The 15,134-nt window shown below is 69.8% G+C and carries 14 protein-coding genes and 4 pseudogenes; 8 read left to right on the forward strand and 10 right to left on the reverse strand.

The window, feature by feature from the left end; all coding sequences use genetic code 11:
* Positions 1-95 precede the first annotated feature (95 nt).
* Together ABZ117_RS22400 and ABZ117_RS22405 are read left to right on the forward strand one after the other, a co-directional pair.
* Positions 96-371, forward strand: a pseudogene (locus ABZ117_RS22400) (transcriptional regulator); the annotation flags it as partial.
* Positions 372-427: 56 nt separating this feature from the next.
* The gene (locus ABZ117_RS22405; protein ID WP_356823332.1) at positions 428-1,357 is read left to right on the forward strand and encodes an ADP-ribosylglycohydrolase family protein; all 930 of its coding nucleotides are present in this window, start codon (positions 428-430) and stop codon (positions 1,355-1,357) included.
* A 54-nt stretch (positions 1,358-1,411) separates the two neighbouring features.
* Here ABZ117_RS22405 and ABZ117_RS22410 read toward each other — a convergent pair whose 3' ends face one another.
* A complete protein-coding gene (locus ABZ117_RS22410; protein WP_356823593.1) occupies positions 1,412-1,897 on the reverse strand; it encodes a hypothetical protein in 486 nt (161 codons plus the stop codon).
* Here ABZ117_RS22410 and ABZ117_RS22415 point away from each other — a divergent pair.
* The 3 genes and pseudogenes from ABZ117_RS22415 to ABZ117_RS22425 all read left to right on the forward strand — a co-directional run.
* Complete coding sequence (locus tag ABZ117_RS22415) at positions 1,878-2,483, forward strand: cadmium resistance transporter (protein ID WP_356823335.1); 606 nt, start codon at positions 1,878-1,880, stop codon at positions 2,481-2,483. The genes ABZ117_RS22410 and ABZ117_RS22415 overlap by 20 nt on opposite strands.
* A 705-nt stretch (positions 2,484-3,188) precedes the next feature.
* A complete protein-coding gene (locus ABZ117_RS22420; RefSeq protein ID WP_356823595.1) occupies positions 3,189-4,397 on the forward strand; it encodes a PP2C family protein-serine/threonine phosphatase in 1,209 nt (402 codons plus the stop codon).
* Positions 4,398-4,510: 113 nt separating this feature from the next.
* Positions 4,511-4,591: pseudogene (locus ABZ117_RS22425) on the forward strand (transcriptional regulator); the annotation flags it as partial.
* A gap of 358 nt (positions 4,592-4,949) precedes the next feature.
* Here ABZ117_RS22425 and ABZ117_RS22430 read toward each other — a convergent pair.
* The 3 genes and pseudogenes from ABZ117_RS22430 to ABZ117_RS22440 all read right to left on the reverse strand — a co-directional run bounded on the left by ABZ117_RS22430 (position 4,950) and on the right by ABZ117_RS22440 (position 7,771).
* Positions 4,950-5,308 (reverse strand): annotated as a pseudogene (locus tag ABZ117_RS22430) (fic family toxin-antitoxin system, toxin component).
* A gap of 838 nt (positions 5,309-6,146) precedes the next feature.
* Entirely contained in the window at positions 6,147-6,725 is a 579-nt protein-coding gene (locus ABZ117_RS22435; RefSeq protein ID WP_356823337.1) for a VanZ family protein, read from the reverse strand.
* A gap of 278 nt (positions 6,726-7,003) precedes the next feature.
* Entirely contained in the window at positions 7,004-7,771 is a 768-nt protein-coding gene (locus ABZ117_RS22440) for a YihY/virulence factor BrkB family protein (RefSeq protein WP_356823339.1), read from the reverse strand.
* A gap of 845 nt (positions 7,772-8,616) precedes the next feature.
* On the opposite strand from ABZ117_RS22440, the pseudogene ABZ117_RS22445 reads away from it, so the two are divergent.
* Positions 8,617-9,147: pseudogene (locus tag ABZ117_RS22445) on the forward strand (transposase).
* Between the two features lie 194 nt (positions 9,148-9,341).
* Here the strand turns inward: ABZ117_RS22445 and ABZ117_RS22450 are convergent.
* Both ABZ117_RS22450 and ABZ117_RS22455 read right to left on the reverse strand, forming a co-directional pair.
* Complete coding sequence (locus ABZ117_RS22450) at positions 9,342-9,848, reverse strand: hypothetical protein (RefSeq protein ID WP_356823341.1); 507 nt, start codon at positions 9,846-9,848, stop codon at positions 9,342-9,344.
* A 29-nt stretch (positions 9,849-9,877) separates the two neighbouring features.
* On the reverse strand, positions 9,878-10,438 hold the full coding sequence (locus tag ABZ117_RS22455; protein ID WP_356823343.1) for a hypothetical protein: 561 nt from the start codon (positions 10,436-10,438) through the stop codon (positions 9,878-9,880).
* A 459-nt stretch (positions 10,439-10,897) separates the two neighbouring features.
* Here ABZ117_RS22455 and ABZ117_RS22460 point away from each other — a divergent pair, with 459 nt between their 5' ends.
* Positions 10,898-11,032 carry a hypothetical protein gene (locus ABZ117_RS22460; protein WP_356823345.1) on the forward strand — a complete coding sequence of 45 codons (135 nt, stop codon included), beginning with the start codon at positions 10,898-10,900 and terminating at the stop codon, positions 11,030-11,032.
* A gap of 137 nt (positions 11,033-11,169) precedes the next feature.
* Here ABZ117_RS22460 and ABZ117_RS22465 read toward each other — a convergent pair whose 3' ends face one another.
* From ABZ117_RS22465 to ABZ117_RS22475, 3 genes are all read right to left on the reverse strand, one after another.
* Complete coding sequence (locus ABZ117_RS22465) at positions 11,170-11,598, reverse strand: MarR family transcriptional regulator (RefSeq protein ID WP_356823347.1); 429 nt, start codon at positions 11,596-11,598, stop codon at positions 11,170-11,172.
* Positions 11,598-12,014: a polyketide cyclase gene (locus ABZ117_RS22470; RefSeq protein ID WP_356823349.1), complete on the reverse strand. Its 417-nt coding sequence runs from the start codon at positions 12,012-12,014 to the stop codon at positions 11,598-11,600. Before ABZ117_RS22470 ends, ABZ117_RS22465 begins: the two co-directional genes overlap by 1 nt.
* A 401-nt stretch (positions 12,015-12,415) precedes the next feature.
* A complete protein-coding gene (locus ABZ117_RS22475; RefSeq protein ID WP_356823350.1) occupies positions 12,416-12,952 on the reverse strand; it encodes a GNAT family N-acetyltransferase in 537 nt (178 codons plus the stop codon).
* A gap of 241 nt (positions 12,953-13,193) precedes the next feature.
* Here ABZ117_RS22475 and ABZ117_RS22480 point away from each other — a divergent pair, with 241 nt between their 5' ends.
* Positions 13,194-13,265 (forward strand): DUF6207 family protein, encoded by a 72-nt coding sequence (locus tag ABZ117_RS22480; protein ID WP_356823597.1) that lies wholly within the window; start codon positions 13,194-13,196, stop codon positions 13,263-13,265.
* Positions 13,266-13,718: 453 nt separating this feature from the next.
* On the opposite strand, the gene ABZ117_RS22485 is transcribed toward ABZ117_RS22480, so the two are convergent.
* Positions 13,719-15,005, reverse strand: coding sequence for a galactosyltransferase-related protein (locus tag ABZ117_RS22485; RefSeq protein ID WP_356823352.1), 1,287 nt, complete (start codon positions 15,003-15,005; stop codon positions 13,719-13,721).
* Positions 15,006-15,134 lie beyond the last annotated feature (129 nt).

A 15,134-nucleotide genomic window follows, 5' to 3' on the forward strand; every position in this document is an offset into this window, starting at 1 on the left:
AACCCATTCGGCATTGGTCAGATCACCCCGCCCCATGCAGGGCACAACGAGCAAAGGATCCGACAGTCACATGATCCGCCGGACAGAACCTAGTCGGCGAACTGTCAACGTGCAGTGAGCTATTTCGGCAGCGGTGGGCATCTCAGGACGTGCGGCTGCACCGGTCCGGCCGCAAGCGTGTGCGCCATCCGATCGTGGGCCGGCTCGACCTGGACGTCGAGTCCCTGGAACTGCCCGCCGAACCCGGCTTGCACCTCATCGTCTACACCGCACCCGCGGGCACGCCGACCGCTGACAATTTGGCGCTCCTGGCGTCGTGGGCGGCCACCCGACAGACGCTGGCGACCGAGATCGAAGCACCCAACGGATAATCCGGCCCCTCCAGCCGTACCAGTCAGCGGACCATGACGTGGGGCAACAATCGCGAATGAAGCGGATTCAGCGAGCGGCCGGCGCGGTCGTCGGCTCAGCGGTGGGCGACGCCCTGGGCGCCCCCTTCGAGTTTGGCCCCCCGGGAGCGTTCTCCGCGCGGTTTCCCGCGCCTGGTGCCGGTGGCGAGATGTGCGGAGGTGGTGGCTGGGACCCTGGCGAGGCCACTGACGACACGCAGATGGCCGTCTTGGTCGCGGAGTCGCTGCTGGAGCGGGGCGGGCTGGATCTGCCGGACATCTTCGCCCGCTTCCAGCGGTGGGCGGCATCAGAGCCGAAGGACATCGGCTTGCAGACCGAAGACGTCCTGACCAACGGCATGCCCTGGGACCTCGCCGCCGCGATCCATTTCCAGGTCAACCAACGAGCGGCGGGAAACGGCTCTTTGATGCGGGCGTCGACCTCCGCGGTTCACTTCGCGGCCGCCGGCCAAGAAGCCACCATGGAGGCGGCCCGCCGTATCGCTGCCCTCACCCACGGGGACCGCGCGGCCTGGGAAGGCACCGCGATCTTCCACGAGCTCATCCGTGTCACGTTCGAGGACACCGACCCCCTCGCTGCGCTCCCGGACGTCCTGGCTCTTGTCCACCCCGACCACCGCGGCCGCTACGCCACCGTCCTCGCGCCCGACTGGCACCCCGAGCAGGCGACCGAGTTCAACGGTGCCGTCTGGCCCTGTCTGGGCTCAGCCGTCTGGGCCTTGCGCACCACCGCCAGCTTCGAAGACGCGATACGCGCGGCGATCGACCTCGGCGGTGACACGGACACCGTCGCCGCGGTGACCGGAGGCCTCGCGGGGGCGTACTACGGGCTGGACGCAATCCCCGCCCGCTGGACCCAACCGCTCCGTGTCCCCCTCCCAGGATTCGACGGACGGGTGCTGCACGCGCCAGATCTACTCAACCTTGCACACCGCCTCGGAGGCTGAACCGGGTACTGCTCCGCGATGGCACTCTCCACGAACTCCGGCTCTCAGCCGCAGTCACCTGACCAGTGGCTCCGCAAGGAGGACAACTCGATCTGCTTCGACATCGAATCCGAGCACCGGATGACCATGGGCACCCTCCGGATGCATCAGCACCGGCTTACCCAACCGCCGCCCGATCTCCCGCAAGAAGCCGCAGAACAGTTCAAGTCGCTCCTGCCCCTGCAACTCGTGCAGATCAACGTCGAAATCGATCTCCTCGTCCGAGCAGAAGCGGAAGATCGCCAGCACATCAGCTCTCAGCCAGACACGCAGGCTCGGGCACTCAGTATCCGCTGGTCGAGGCAGTGCAGCTTCCGCCCGGGGCAGGGGCAGCACCCTCTCTCCGTCGGAGTATTGGCACTTCCAGTCCTTCTCCATGATGAGATCCAGTACGTCTTGCCAGTTGTGCCCCGAGGCATCAGGGACACTCGCTTCCGGTAGCGATTCGCCGGGGCATCCGCACCGAGGAGAACACCCGCTTGTGAATCCAGGCACTATCAGCCAGGCAGCCGGGCTGTTCGCGGTGACCAACATCGACGACATCCTGGTCCTGGCGCTGTTCTTCGCCCAGGGCACCGGGCACCGGGGTTCCGCGCGCCGCATCGTGGTGGGTCAGTACCTGGGTTTCTCCGCGATCCTCGCCGTGGCGGCGGCCGCCGCGTTCGGCGCTACATTCCTGCCTGAGTCCGCAATCCCCTACCTCGGTCTCCTGCCGCTCATGCTGGGCCTCAAGGCCGCCTGGCAGGCATGGAGGAACCACCGGGACAGCGACGGAGGCGAGGACGAGGCGCAGGCCCAGGGCAGCGGGCGGAGCCCGCTGGAGGTCGCCGCCGTCACCTTCGCCAACGGCGGCGACAACATCGGCGTCTACGTCCCCGTCTTCGCCACCGCAGGCATCGGCGGGATGAGCGTGTACGCCGCGGTGTTCCTCGTGCTGGTGGCCGTGTGGTGCTTCGCCGGCCGGTTCCTCGCCACCCGCCCCGTCGTAGCGACGGCTCTCACCCGGTGGGGCCACGTCCTGCTCCCCCTGGTCCTGATCACCATCGGCCTGCTCATCCTCATCGAAGGCGGCGCCTTCGGCCTGTGAGGGTCAGGGCCAGTTCGAATTCCTCCCGGCCGCAGGTGCCTCCCGAACTGGCCTACACGTGTTGTCCGTTCTCGTGTCCGGAGCCACCGCGGAGCGGTGCCCGACAAGGGGGGCGGTCGCCGCGCAGCACGCGCAGAGCGCGCAGCGCTCGCAGGGGCCGCGCAGCGAGGGCGGGAGCGCAGCGGCCGCCCGGTACGCCTGCCGCGTGGCAGGCGGCGGCCGGTGCCGCGCCCCGCCCCACCCACCCCGGAAAAGAGCTCCGCTGCGCCCTGGAGCCCTCGCCCCCCTTGACAAGGGTCCCAACTCGTGCCCCGCTCCCCGACCAGGGAAACCCATCGCAACGGCGCGCCGGATCGTCATCCTCGAAGACCACCTCGAAGAAGCCAGCGCCTGAACATCCCACACCGCAAGGGCACACCTGCAACCCGGGCCTGCCCCACCGCTTGACCCGCCCGCAGCCGGCAGCCCCGGGTACGCAACGGTGCCATTGCCGGACCCCCGTCTGTTCGAGTGGCCTTGACGCATCCGCTGTGACGACCGTGGTGGAATATGGCCGCAGGCATCCCGCCTGACACCAGCCTTTTCGGCACCTTGGACGGGGCCCGGAGCACCATCGAGCAGCAGGGAGTCGGCGTGAGCGCAGGGGGGCCGGGCAGAGACGGCGGGCCGATCACCTCTTCTGTGGGGAGTGTCCGGGGCGGGGCGCTGACCCTGGCAGGAGTGCTGGCGGCGGCGGAGACCGCTGCACCGGTGGAGTCCCTGGACGTGGTTGCACGGATGCTCAGGGAGCACCTCGGGGCCGTGTCGGTGTCGTTCCTGATCACCGACTTCACCGGCGGTTCGGTCGTACGGCTGGGGGCCGCGGGAAGCGTCGATACCGGCGAGCCCGCCCGCCGCATCACGCTGCGGGGCACCCTGTACGACGACGTGATCCGCACCCAGCAGCCGTGCGTGGAGAAAACGGGCGAGGACAGGCGGGTACGCGTGGTCGCCCCGGTGACCAACCGCGGGGATGCCATCGGGCTCCTGGAGCTGTTCCTGCCCGCGGCACCGGACGCCCAGGTGATGCAGGAGATCGGCGAGAGCGCGCACGCGCTGGCCTACATCGTCATCGCGAATCGGTCCTTCACAGACGTCTATCAGTGGGGCCGCCGCACCAAGCCGCTGAGCCTGGCTGCGGAAATCCAGCACCGGCTGCTGCCGGCGTCACTGGCGTGCGAGGCAGCACAGTTCGCGGTCGCCGGGGCCCTGGAGCCCGCCGACCACGTCGGGGGTGACACCTTCGACTACACGATCGACCGGGACACGGTCCAACTCTCCGTCACCGACGCCATGGGCCACGACGTCGACGCCGCACTCCTTGCCACCCTCGCCGTAGGCGCCCTGCGCCGGGCCCGGAGGGCGGGCGCCGACCTCGCGGAGCAGGCCCGCCAGGCCGACCAGGCCATGCGCGAGCACAGCCAGAGCTACGTCACCGGACAAATACTGCGCATCAGCCTGGCCGACGGCAGGACCGAGTTCATCAACGCCGGGCACCCCTGGCCGCTGATGATGCGCGACGGGCAGGTGCGGCAGATCACCCCAGAGATCGACATGCCATTCGGTTTCCAGGTACCCCACACCTACCGGATGCAGCCGCTGGACCTGCGCCCCGGTGACCGGCTGGTGATGCTGACGGACGGCATGCTGGAACGCAACGCCGTCAGCATCGACCTGCCGGACCTGATCGTCCGCACCCGCGCGCTGCACCCCCGCGAAGCCGCCCGCGCCCTCATCGCGGCGGTCGTCGACGCCAACCAAGGCCACCTGGAAGACGACGCGACCGTCATGTGCTTGGACTGGCACGGGCTCGACAGGTCCGGGCGGGACGCCGACACGGGCGCCGACCTCGCCGACGCCTCTGCACCGTCATGACGGGACGGACCATTCCCAGGTACTGAGCCGGACCATTTGACCAACTGCTTGCGCGCTCTGGGCACGCGGACCGTTCTGCTGCCGGCCGCGGGTTCTCCCGGTCACCGGTGGATCCGCGCGAGCTCGCCGACCATGCGAAGGCGTTCGCCGGCCTCGCAGAGATGGCCGTCCACGGCGACGCCACCCGCACGCTCAGAGGCCGGCGGTGCACCACCGCTGTCGCTCTCGTGGAGGTCGGCGGGCACCTCGCGGTTCCCGCCGGGCGCACTGATACCGGGCTCCCCGCCCGCGATGTCGTACATGTCGCAGGCGCCGCCGCACGATGCGGGGTCCACCAGAACATGCCATACGATCTCGTCCTCGCCGAGGGCACGGGAGTGCACGCGCTCCACTGCCGCCGGCATGCTCGTCTCTCGTTGCCGACAGTCCGGCCGGAGCCGGGCTCCGGTGCCGACCGGAGCTTCGGATAGTTGCAGGCTTCACCTCCTCGGTGCTGCTCCGGGCGTCACCGGAAGCGGTGTCGGGCTTGCGGGGGTCAGGTCGGGCGTTGGGTCAGGTACGCAGCAGGGCGGCGATCTTCCCGGCGGTGCTAGGCAGGGTCGACACGCAGGTCTTTCAGGGCGATGGCGTTCTCGTCAGCGGGTTCGACGGTGATCCCGGTAGCGTGGAGGTTCATGACGCCGGACGCGGCGGCGGCCAGGTTGGAACGGTCCAGCCAGCGGACCGGCCGAGCGTGTGCACGAGGGCGGCGACTTTGGCGTAGGGGCCGTCGTAGACGGGCTGCTCGAACGGCCCGGCCCGGTGGCGGGCGACCGCCGAGACGGGGACGCCGTACTCGTCGGGGGCGGATCGTCCGCTCCGGCCGCGTCGGCGGCCCGTAGGAGCCAGGGGACGTCGATGTGCAGGTCCATCAGGCTCCGTGCGCTCCCTGTTTCGCCTGCTGGGCTTGTTCGGCGTCGTCGAAGGCGCTCCGGTGTTCTGCCAGAAAGCGGGCGGCCGCGTCCGCCGCACGGGCGCGCAGGCCGCTGGTGCACGCGCCGCCCCTCGGTGGGTCGCGCGGATCAGGCGCCTACGGGCGGATCCGGGGTCGGGCGTCCTGGCCGTCGGCGCGCGGCCCGGTCAGACGCCCTCGGCCTGCGTCAGGCGACCGGGTAGAGGGCGGGGCCAGCGGCGGAGGTGCCAGGCGGACCGCCTCCTGCGCAGTGACCCGGCTGCCCTGCGCGCACTTGCCCGCGGGGCAGCGGCCGTCACCGACCGTCAAGCTGTGGCAGTAGTCCGAGTCGATTACCTGCTCGAATACTCGAATAGGGGTGGGACAGGCGCTCGAAGGGGTCCACGTGGATGGAGGGCGCGCCGGAGGAGCGAATTTTGGGGCGATGGCCTGGCCGTCAGCGAGATGCCCAGGTCAGTGGCCGTGGCACCCTGGGCCTGGATGGCGAAGACGCGTCGGACGACCGCCTCGCCAGAGGTCTCTCGCGCTGCGCCGGCCAGGGCCTGTACGTGGGGTTCGCAGCCTGCGGACGCTGCCGTGGCCGAGCATCGAACCGTGCCCTTCGTGCTTTCGACGCAGAGTTCTCCCGCGGGCTCGCATCCCCGCCCGTGTGCCGTGGTGGGTGCCGGCCGCCCGGGACAGCGCGGCGCCGGGTGAACCGGTGAGTATCCGGTTCACCCGGCTACCGAGCGGTATCACGTTGCTGCTCGATCACCGCCCGGCCCCGATACCCGGCTCATGCCGCTGCTGTGGCGTTCTCACGCGACCGGTCGGGTGGGATCAGTAGCAGTCACCGGGTGTTTGGTGAATCGGTGCCACCAGTGGCGGCGCCGGGGATGCATTGCCCGACCCAACCGGAGGCCGATCAGCAGGTATCCGAGAAGGGCACCAGTGGTGTTGAGCAGCACGTCATCGATGTCGAAGGTACGTCCGGTGATAAGGGCGCCCTGAACAAGTTCCACGAGGAGCATCACGAAAGCGGTGACCACCGCCACCCGGGCAAGCCCTCGCGTGCGGGGTGCCAGCACCGGCAGCAGCACGCCGAACGGCATCCCCAGCACGACATTGCCGCCGAGCTGCTTGACCGTGTCAAGGGACGTGGGCTGGGCGAGATAGGTACGGATGGAGTCACCGGGCCGCAGATTACTGTGCGTCAAGCGCACGGATGCGGCCGACGGTTCCAACGTCAACCGGGCCAGCACCACCGCGAATCCCACCATCGCCGTGAAGGCCAGCAGCATGGCCAGTACCCGGCCGAGCCCGGACAGAGGAGGTTTCCCGGGAACCGGGTTCCCGGGTTCCCTTGTGGTCTTGTCACGCAGGACTGTCCGCGCCATTGAAAGCTCCTAGCACCATTGATTCGCTTGGACGTTCGGATATCCGCGGTGTGAAGCGGCAGGCGCTACACGGGGTCCGTTCCGGCCCGAAGATGTCGGCGTGCCCTGATCGGAGGAGCATCGGCACAGCAGCGTGCCGTCAGGCTCCTCGGCGGCCGGGGCGGTCACTGGTCGCCGACGGATCGGTTGAGTGTGTCACGCTCTCAGGCTTTCTCAACCTCATGAGTGCCAGAGCGGGTTTTCTGTGACATGCGGCGTGGCGACCGCCCTGTCGGTCGTCAACGGCGGAGTTTGGCCAGTTCGGCGTTGAACTGGGCGCCGGTGAGGAGGGCCAGGTTGGACAGCCACAGCCACACCAGGAAGACGATGGTCCCGGCGAGTGATCCGTACAGCCGGTTGTAGTTGCCGACGTGCGAGACGTAGAGCGCGAAACTCGCGGAGGCGACGAGCCACAGGACCACGGCCAGAGCGTCTCCCAGAAGTCTCTGCCGCACCCCACGTGTGCCGGCCGGACCCGAGCGGAACAGCACCAGCACCAACACGGCGACCAGGCACAGCAGGAGCGGCCACTTCAACGTGTTCCAGGCGGTGCCGGCCATGCTGCCCATGCCTACGAGCCGGCCGACGGTGTGGGCCGCCTCGCCGGTCATAATGAGCACCAGGGCACTGGAGACCAGGAGCACCAGCAGTACCAGGGCGGTCATCACCAGCCGTGGTGCCGTCCTCCACGCCGGGCGGAGGTCCTCGGCGCGGTGCATGACGTGCAGGGCTCGGCGGAAGACCCCCAGGTAGCTGGAGGCGGACCACAGGGCGCCGATCGTGCCGAAGACGGCCAGCGTCCAAGCAGCCGTGTGCTGCTCCGCCATGCCCTGCAAGGTGCTCCGTATGACGGGGCGGGACTCGGTCGGAACGACGGCGATGACGCTACTGATCACGTCCTCGGTGGTCGACGCGCCGACAATGCCCAACAACGAAACCGTGACGAGGAGCGTCGGGAAGAGCGCGAGCACCGCGTAATAGGTGAGGGCGGCTGCGAAATCGGTCACGTTGTCGTTCCACACCGAAGGGGGAGTTCGGCGCAGAGCGGTACCGATGTCACGCCAGCCCGGTAGGTCGCGCGCGTACGTCGGGGGCGGAAAGGGCGGTGTGGTCGCCTGGCTTGTCCGCAAGTGGTGTGCAGGGTGATCCGTCCTGGAGCGGGGCAGCGGAGTGCGGTCGGCACCGCCCGGCCCGAGTGCGGGTGTCGGCGAGTTGATCATCGGGCGGGCGCCTCTCCCTCGTGCCGTGGACCACCGTCCGGCTCTCCCCATCAGGCTTCCCCGACGAGCCGTTCGTACGTTCCCCGGGCGGCACGCCGCTCTCACCGGCGCACGGTCCGCGTGGAGATACGGGCGGACCCGCATCTGTTCATGCCGCAGAACGTATCCGCTGCCCCGCCGGACAGCCAACGGCCCGTCCGAAGTAACGCAGTGAGGTGTCAACTTCGGCATCGGGATCCGGGCCAGGATCGTCGGGCCGACGATCCTGTGGCCGTACCGGGCCGAGGAATTGGCTCAAGCGCCATGAGGCGGTCGGCGGCCCGTCTCCGTCACGGCTTTCCCCTCACCGGTTCCGCGCGCCGCCGGCCGGTCGTCGCACGCGGCACCGCGGGCATGGGACAACCCATACGCGGGCTCGCCGCCCTGGTGGATCGAGCCGGGCAAGGGAAGCTGCCGGAACCGGCGCGCCAACCCGGCCGCGTGCAGGATGACTTCCCGATATGGACGGAAGGCACCGGGCGACTGCCGTCAGTGGAGAACCGGGGGTGGGTGAAGGAGGTGTGGCCCTGCGCGGAAGGCTCGCGGCGGCCCGTGGAGCCTGGCTCCTCTTCGAGGGCGAAGCCGGCTTCTCCATGACGCCGCCGCAGGCAAAGACCTGGTCACAGCGCGCGCCGGACCCCCGTGGTGCGCATCCGCGGCCGCTCCCGCAGACGGGTGTCCATTGCCGACCTGACATCTACAAAGCACGGCCATCGTTCCCGGCTGATCTACCGGCCGCGACGGGACGACGGCCGCCGCGACGGCCGCAAGAGCTTCTCCTGGCGCGACTACCGGGACCTGCTGATCGCCGCACACCAGCAGCTCGGCGGCCCGATCGTGCTCGTCCGGGACAACCTCAACGTCCACAAGGCCGCCGATCTGCGAAAGTTCGCCGAGGACCGCGACTGGCTGACCATCTACTACCTGCCGCCCTACGCACCCGACCTCAACCCGTCGAAGAGATTTGGTCACTGCTGCGGCGCGGCCGGCTCTCCAACGTCGCCTTCAGCACCCCCGAACACCTCGTCCAGCGCATCCGACGGGGCTTACGGCACATCCAGTTCCGCAGCGATCTCATAGACGGCTGCCTCGCCGAGACCGGTCTGATCATCCGGCCCACCTGAGCAACCATGCGACATCACAAGTTCAACCTCAGTAACCGACAAGCGAACGAAACGCTCACTGAAGGCCATGGCGCCGCCCTGGCTCGACGACATATACATCCATGGAGCCGTGACGCGCCGATCCGCCGAGCGGGGGTCCCGGCCGCGTCGGCCCGTCACGGCTCACTGCCTGGGCAGGCCGTGTCCGACGGTCTTCACGTGCTGAGCAGCCGGTTGAAGAACGAACGGTATCGGCGCAGCGCCCCGCGCAATTCCTCGGTGTCGATCTGCTGGCCCTGGCCCCACTGGGCCTCCAGGTCCTTCTTGTGCTGGGCGAAAGTCGAGGCCAGGGTCTGCATGACGTCCGCGACCAGGGCGTCGGCCTGGTGCACGGCTTCGCGGGGATCGTCGACGAATCTGTTCTGGATGTCCTGCCAACGGTCGCGGAAGCCGCGCTCCTCGTCACCCGTCAGCAGTTGCCGAACCTCGTCGCTCGAGGCGCCCGAGACGTCGGACGTCTCGGCTTCGCCCTGGGCCTCGGTACCGGTGGTACCGGCGGACTCGCTGCCCGCCCGCTCGGTCTGCGTCGGCTCGACGCCCTCGCCGGGAAAGGTGGGTGCTCCGGCGGACGCCGCCGCTGTCTGCTCTCCGCTGCCGGTAGGCTCGGCGAGGTCGTCGGTGGAGAGCCCGGTCGTGCGGTTCGTTTCCTCGTTGCGGTGCATGGCGTTCCTCCATGCTGAGTCGATCGGCATCAGGCGCGGGAGGACTGTGCCCGGCCGCCGCCATCGGAGAGCAGTTCGTCGAACAGGGCACGGTAGTGCACCATGGCGCCCCGCAGTTGCTCGGTCGTAGCCTCCTTACGCGTGGAGAGGATCTCCACCTGGTGCGCGGCTCGGTAGTGCTCCAGTGTGGAGCCGTGTTCCACCGAGAGATCCTTCATCTGTTGCTCGAACCCTTCGGTCGGGTAACCGCGTTCGTGCATGAGGGAAATCACCAGACTGTCCGCGTCATGCACCGCCTCCTCCGGCCGGTCGACGAACTCCTGCTGAACACCGGTCCACTCCCGCGTGTACCGGTCTCGGGAGACCGGGGACAGCGGCCTGATCTCCAGTTCGTCGTGTCGCCGCTCGCGAGCCCTCAGCTCGCGCTCGGCGGCGAGCCGACTGTCAGTTCCCTCGACCGTCCGGTCATACTCCGGACCGAACCGCTCACGGAGACGACGGCGCCGCAGCAGCATCGAGGCCGCCACAGCGGCTAGAGCGACCACCACGACGACAGGGATGATGATCGCCAGAAGCGTTCCCGTTGACATGGGCACACGCCCCTCACGGAGTAGTGATATGCACTCCAAGAATGCCACTATTTGAGACGTTTTACCCGCTTCCCATTGATCGACTGCTGAAAACAGACCCCGGCTCCGCGATGTGTTCGTTCCTGTCCATGACTCGGCCGGATCGAACCGGTCCGACTGGGTCGCCGTGCCCTCGGCAGCGCGGTCAGCCCGGAGGCCGAGGCGAAGCCCCGGGCACTGCTGGAGCGCCTGGACTCCGCCTCGTACAGTCCGCGATCGCCGCCCAGTGGCGGCGATCACGGTCGTACTGGACCACACGACCGCCACGGCGCTGTACGACCCCAAGGACCCGCTCAACGAGGACGTACAGGGCTCCGGCGGTCCCGGTGATCTGTACGCCCCGGTGCTGTCGCTGACAGCCGGCGACGCCGAACGGCCGGCCCGTTCTGTTACATCAAAGGGCTGCGGTTCATCCGGATCGTGGGGTTCGACACCGACGCCGCCATCACCGCCACCGAACTGCTGCGCTTCGGGCACCCCTGGGCCGCCCTCCAGCCGTCCACGCCGCCCGCCCCTCCCCCGCCCACCCCACCGGCCGATACCTGCTCACCCTGACGTCGGAGGCGTACGCCCGCACCGGCGTCCAGGCCGGCCACCCCGACCAGTAACCGCCGGCGTGCCGTCCGGCTAGGGTGCGCTGCCGGCTTCTTGCCGGCGGATTCGGGGGGCCTACGGCGTCCTCGTTGGGGGCCTCAGCCTTCGGGGTCGGCCAGGCGCTTGAGCAGGGTCACGGCTTCGTCGTGCGCCACCGGCTGGAAGAAGCGTGCGTCGACGTTCTCGACGGCGGCGATCGCACGCGGGGCCAGCTCGGCACCGACGCTGGTGACACGCAGCCGTTTGGCGCGGGTATCGGCGGGGTCAACCTCCCGCTCGATCAGACCCTTGGACTCCAAGGCGCGCAGGACCTGCGAGGTCATCTTGACGTCGGTGCCCGCTTGGTGGGCCACGGCCTGCTGGTTGGGGTGTTCGCCGTGCGTGTTCATCCACCAGATGCAGGCAAGCAGGACGAACTGGACGTGGGTGAGGTCCAGGGGTCCGAGAGCCGCGGCGATGTCGCGCTGCCAGCGCAGCGTGGCATGCCAGAGCAGGAAGCCGGGGCTGCTCCCGGGGGCGAGCGCCATCAGTCCTGTGCCAGCTTGACCAGGGCGGCCATGGTCTCGGGCCAGTCCGCGGTGACGGCCGGACCGATCTGCGGGCCGAGCTCGTCTGCCCCGGTGCCGGTGATCTCCATCCGGTACGTCACCCGGGTGCGCAGTCTCTCGCCCTGGCCGAGCCGGTGGGTGGTGCGCAGCAGCAGCCCGTCGAACCGGGCCTCGTCCACGAACAGTTCGTCGACCTTCACCTCGGCGACAAGCAAGTGCACCGGGTCGTCCCCGGCCGGGGTCATCACGATCTCAGCGCCCGCCGCGAAGGGGCCGCTGATCCGGATGCTCGCGATGTCGGCGTTCCAGACTCCCCAGTTCTCGACGTCGGCCCACAGGCGCCAGATCGCCTCGGGTGCGGCATCGCTCTCGATGCTGTGCTCGTACGTCCACATCAGAAGCCTCCTGATTTCGAGATTGTCTTCGCAGAGAATATCTGTGCGGCGACTAGTTGTCCACACGCCTCTCGACGCCCCTTCTTCGGTCCGAGGGAAGCCCTCGCACATCGCCGCTTCCACGGCTCGCCTGCCCCCCCAGCAGTCCGGCTTCAACCGGATTCGACCGGCGGCCGTGAGCGTGGCGGTTACGAAGCCAACCCGCCTCACCCGATCGTTTGCCAATCAGTCCAGTCGCCGCAGGCCAACGCGATCCGGCTGGGCAGATCGAGGACCGGGCGGAGGCGTACCGGCGACTGCTCGACACTCATCGGCGCGCTGAGAGGCGCTCGGCTGTGCGCCAGCGTGTGTCCTTCGACAGTGAAGTGAGTCGTTCTGTCGCCGCGCTGGGTGGCCCTCTGTCACATGGGGAGTGAGAACAGTCGTACTGGCCCTGAGGGCCAGCGTGCGTCGTCGCGCAGGGGCGTCACCATGGTCCGCAGCGGCATGGTCACCAGGCGGCCTTGGGGTTGTTCGACCAGTACGTCCTTGTCGAGAGGGTGCCATCCGAGGCGCTGGTAGAGCGGCACGAGGGGAGGCCGGCAGAACAGGAGTGCGTGCTGAGGACCCATCGTGCGGGCGTGCTCCAGGGCAGCTGTGACGACGAGCCGAGCCAGGCCCTGACCTTGCATGCCGGGTGCTACGGCCACCCCGCCGACGCCCACCACCTCTGTCTCGGCGCCGCCGATCGCGACAGGCAGTCGCAGCAGGCCGGCGTGTGCCACGAGCCGGTCTTCGTGTTGGATGCCGAAGTGTTCTTCTTTCGGCAGCCAGGTCAGACCGGTCGAGGCGACACCGAAGGGGTCATCGCTGTTGCCGAGGATCTCCTCCTGGTCCGCCTTCGTGTACTGGGGGAGCCGCACCACAGTCGGCGCCACAGAGAATCGATTCTCAGACATTCCGACATGATGATCTCTCCGCGAGCACTGGCCAAGCGATTCTCCGCCGACATCGGGCACTGTCGCCAACGGCCGACATAGCGCCCGTCAGGCGTGACGGCGCGAGTACGGCGGGCACCCCACCGCAGGCGTCGCTGCCGTGCCGCCTTCGGGATCCTCCTCCGACCGCGGAGGCGCCTTGTCCGTGTCAATCTCCGTGTGCGGGCGAACCCTGACCGCGGCCAGCGCGTCGTGCCTGACCATGGAGCCCATCAACGAAACGCACCTGACGGGACCCGGACCGGTCGTCGTGGACGTCGCTGCCACCGAATGACCGCACCGCACCGCCAGCCTTCCAGCAGGCCCTTTGCCTCTCGATGGGCCACCGCGACCGCCGACCGCGCCACGCCCGATCCCAAGCCGGCCCGGCGTCCGGCTGCGCTGGGACGAGGGTGCACAGCGCGTTGGAACCCACCGCTCGGTCGACGCGCTGGGCGAGTCCCGGGCGCGGAGGCGGCGGGCGATGCTGCCGCAGGGGGTGGTCTCGCCGCGGGGAACGGTGGTGACGAGGTTCCGGACGGCGTGCTGGAGTTCCACTCGGCCGCGAGGGGACGTGGTCGGCGCAGTGCAGGCCGATGAGGGCCCGGCACCGGGCGGCGAGGGTGACGGGGCCGAGGTCCGTGTCGATGACAGTGTGCCGGGTGTCCAGGGCCGGTCCTCGCATCGCGTGGCTCTGACGGTGCGAACGGCGCCGGTGCCCTCCCGACGCACAAGCGGGCGGAGGTGACTAGGCCCCGGGCGGCTGTGGGGAGTTCCGGTCCAGGCGGCCGAAGTCCGAGTCGCAGGGCCAGCTGCAGAACCCGGCGCGTTCTACCTCGTCGTAGAAGGGGACGCCGTCGTCGCCGCGGTGGGCGGCGCGGTCGTGGTGGAGGTGGACGAGCGGATCGCGGTGGCGGTCCATCGGGCCGTACCGTTCGGCCCGCCACACGAAGTCCTGGTCCTCGCCGCCCCAGCCGCAGAAGCGCTCGTCCATGCCGCCGATGCGGGTGAACAGGTCTTCGCGCAGCCAGACGCAGCCGCCGGGGGGCCGGCGCAGGTGGACGCCGCGCAGCCGGTCCTGGCCGGGGTCGGGGGCGGCGTCCAGGCAACGGGTGCGGACGGCTTCGGCGCTGGAGGCGGGGTCGAGGAAGAGCATGTCCTCGAACGGCCAGTGGGCCTGGGTGCCGGGCCGCCGGAACCGTTCGACCGCCCGGGCGACGAAGTCGCGGTCGACGAGGATGTCGCCGTCCAGGACGCAGACCAGTTCGGCGGGGCGGGCGCCGTGCACCACGCCGACGTTCACGGTCCACGACTTGTTGAACCGGCCGGGGTCGGGCGCGAACACGTAGGCGTCGCAGGCGCCGGCGAACAGCTCGCGCCAGTGGGGCCGTCCGTCGCTCTCCACCACGACGACGCGGTAGCGCTCGCGGGGGTGGGACTGGTCGGCGAGCGCGTTGAGGACGGCCGCCAGGTTGCGGACCCGGCCGGTGGCGTCGTCGGGGGCGCGGAACGGGATGACCACGGCGGCGTCCACGGGATGGGTGCCGCCGTGCGGCTTGCTGGCGAGGGCGGCCAGCAGGTCCGCCGTGTCGGGTGCCTCGGCGGCCGGCCCCGCCGCCGGCCGGCCGGGCGCGCCGGGCTGGACGAGCAGCCGGGACAGCGATTCGGTACGGGCGGCGGCGGCGCGCAGCCCGTCGACACCCTCGTTCTCGCCGCCGGGGCGGCGCAGCAGAGCGGTGAGCGCGGCGGTGAGCGCGGCGGCGGCGGCACCGTCGGTGGGGTCCGAGGCGAGCCGGGCGGCGGCGGCCCCGACCCGGTCGTCGTCGAGGGCGGTGAGCGCCTCCGCTGCGGCGTGGTGGGCGTCGGCCGACCAGTTCCAGTAGTCGGGGGCGACCGCGCGGGAGACCGGGTCGTGGACCAGGACCAGGCTGCTGGTCGCCGCAGCGGCCAGCGCGGCGGGCTCGGACGGGCGGGCGGCGGACATGGCGGCGATCTCCCCAGCGGTGTCGGGCGGGTGGTACCGGGCGGGTGGCATCGAAGCGGGTGTGCCGAGCGGGTGGTGCCGGATCGGGTGGTGCCCCGGATCGGGTGGTGCCCCGGATCGGGTGTGCCGGACCGGACCGAGGGTCCGGCACGGGCGGCGTGCGGGTCCGGCCGGGCCCGG

The organism is Streptomyces sp. NPDC006309, from assembly GCF_040613095.1.
Taxonomy (GTDB): domain Bacteria; phylum Actinomycetota; class Actinomycetes; order Streptomycetales; family Streptomycetaceae; genus Streptomyces.

Coding starts and splice junctions, on each gene's coding strand:
- ABZ117_RS22405 (WP_356823332.1), top strand. CDS start 428: ATGAAGCGGATTCAGCGAGCGGCCGGCGCGGTCGTCGGCTCAGCGGTG.
- ABZ117_RS22435 (WP_356823337.1), bottom strand. CDS start 6,725: ATGGCGCGGACAGTCCTGCGTGACAAGACCACAAGGGAACCCGGGAAC.
- ABZ117_RS22450 (WP_356823341.1), bottom strand. CDS start 9,848: ATGCACCGCAACGAGGAAACGAACCGCACGACCGGGCTCTCCACCGAC.
- ABZ117_RS22455 (WP_356823343.1), bottom strand. CDS start 10,438: ATGTCAACGGGAACGCTTCTGGCGATCATCATCCCTGTCGTCGTGGTG.
- ABZ117_RS22465 (WP_356823347.1), bottom strand. CDS start 11,598: ATGGCGCTCGCCCCCGGGAGCAGCCCCGGCTTCCTGCTCTGGCATGCC.
- ABZ117_RS22470 (WP_356823349.1), bottom strand. CDS start 12,014: ATGTGGACGTACGAGCACAGCATCGAGAGCGATGCCGCACCCGAGGCG.
- ABZ117_RS22475 (WP_356823350.1), bottom strand. CDS start 12,952: ATGTCTGAGAATCGATTCTCTGTGGCGCCGACTGTGGTGCGGCTCCCC.
- ABZ117_RS22485 (WP_356823352.1), bottom strand. CDS start 15,005: ATGCCACCCGCCCGGTACCACCCGCCCGACACCGCTGGGGAGATCGCC.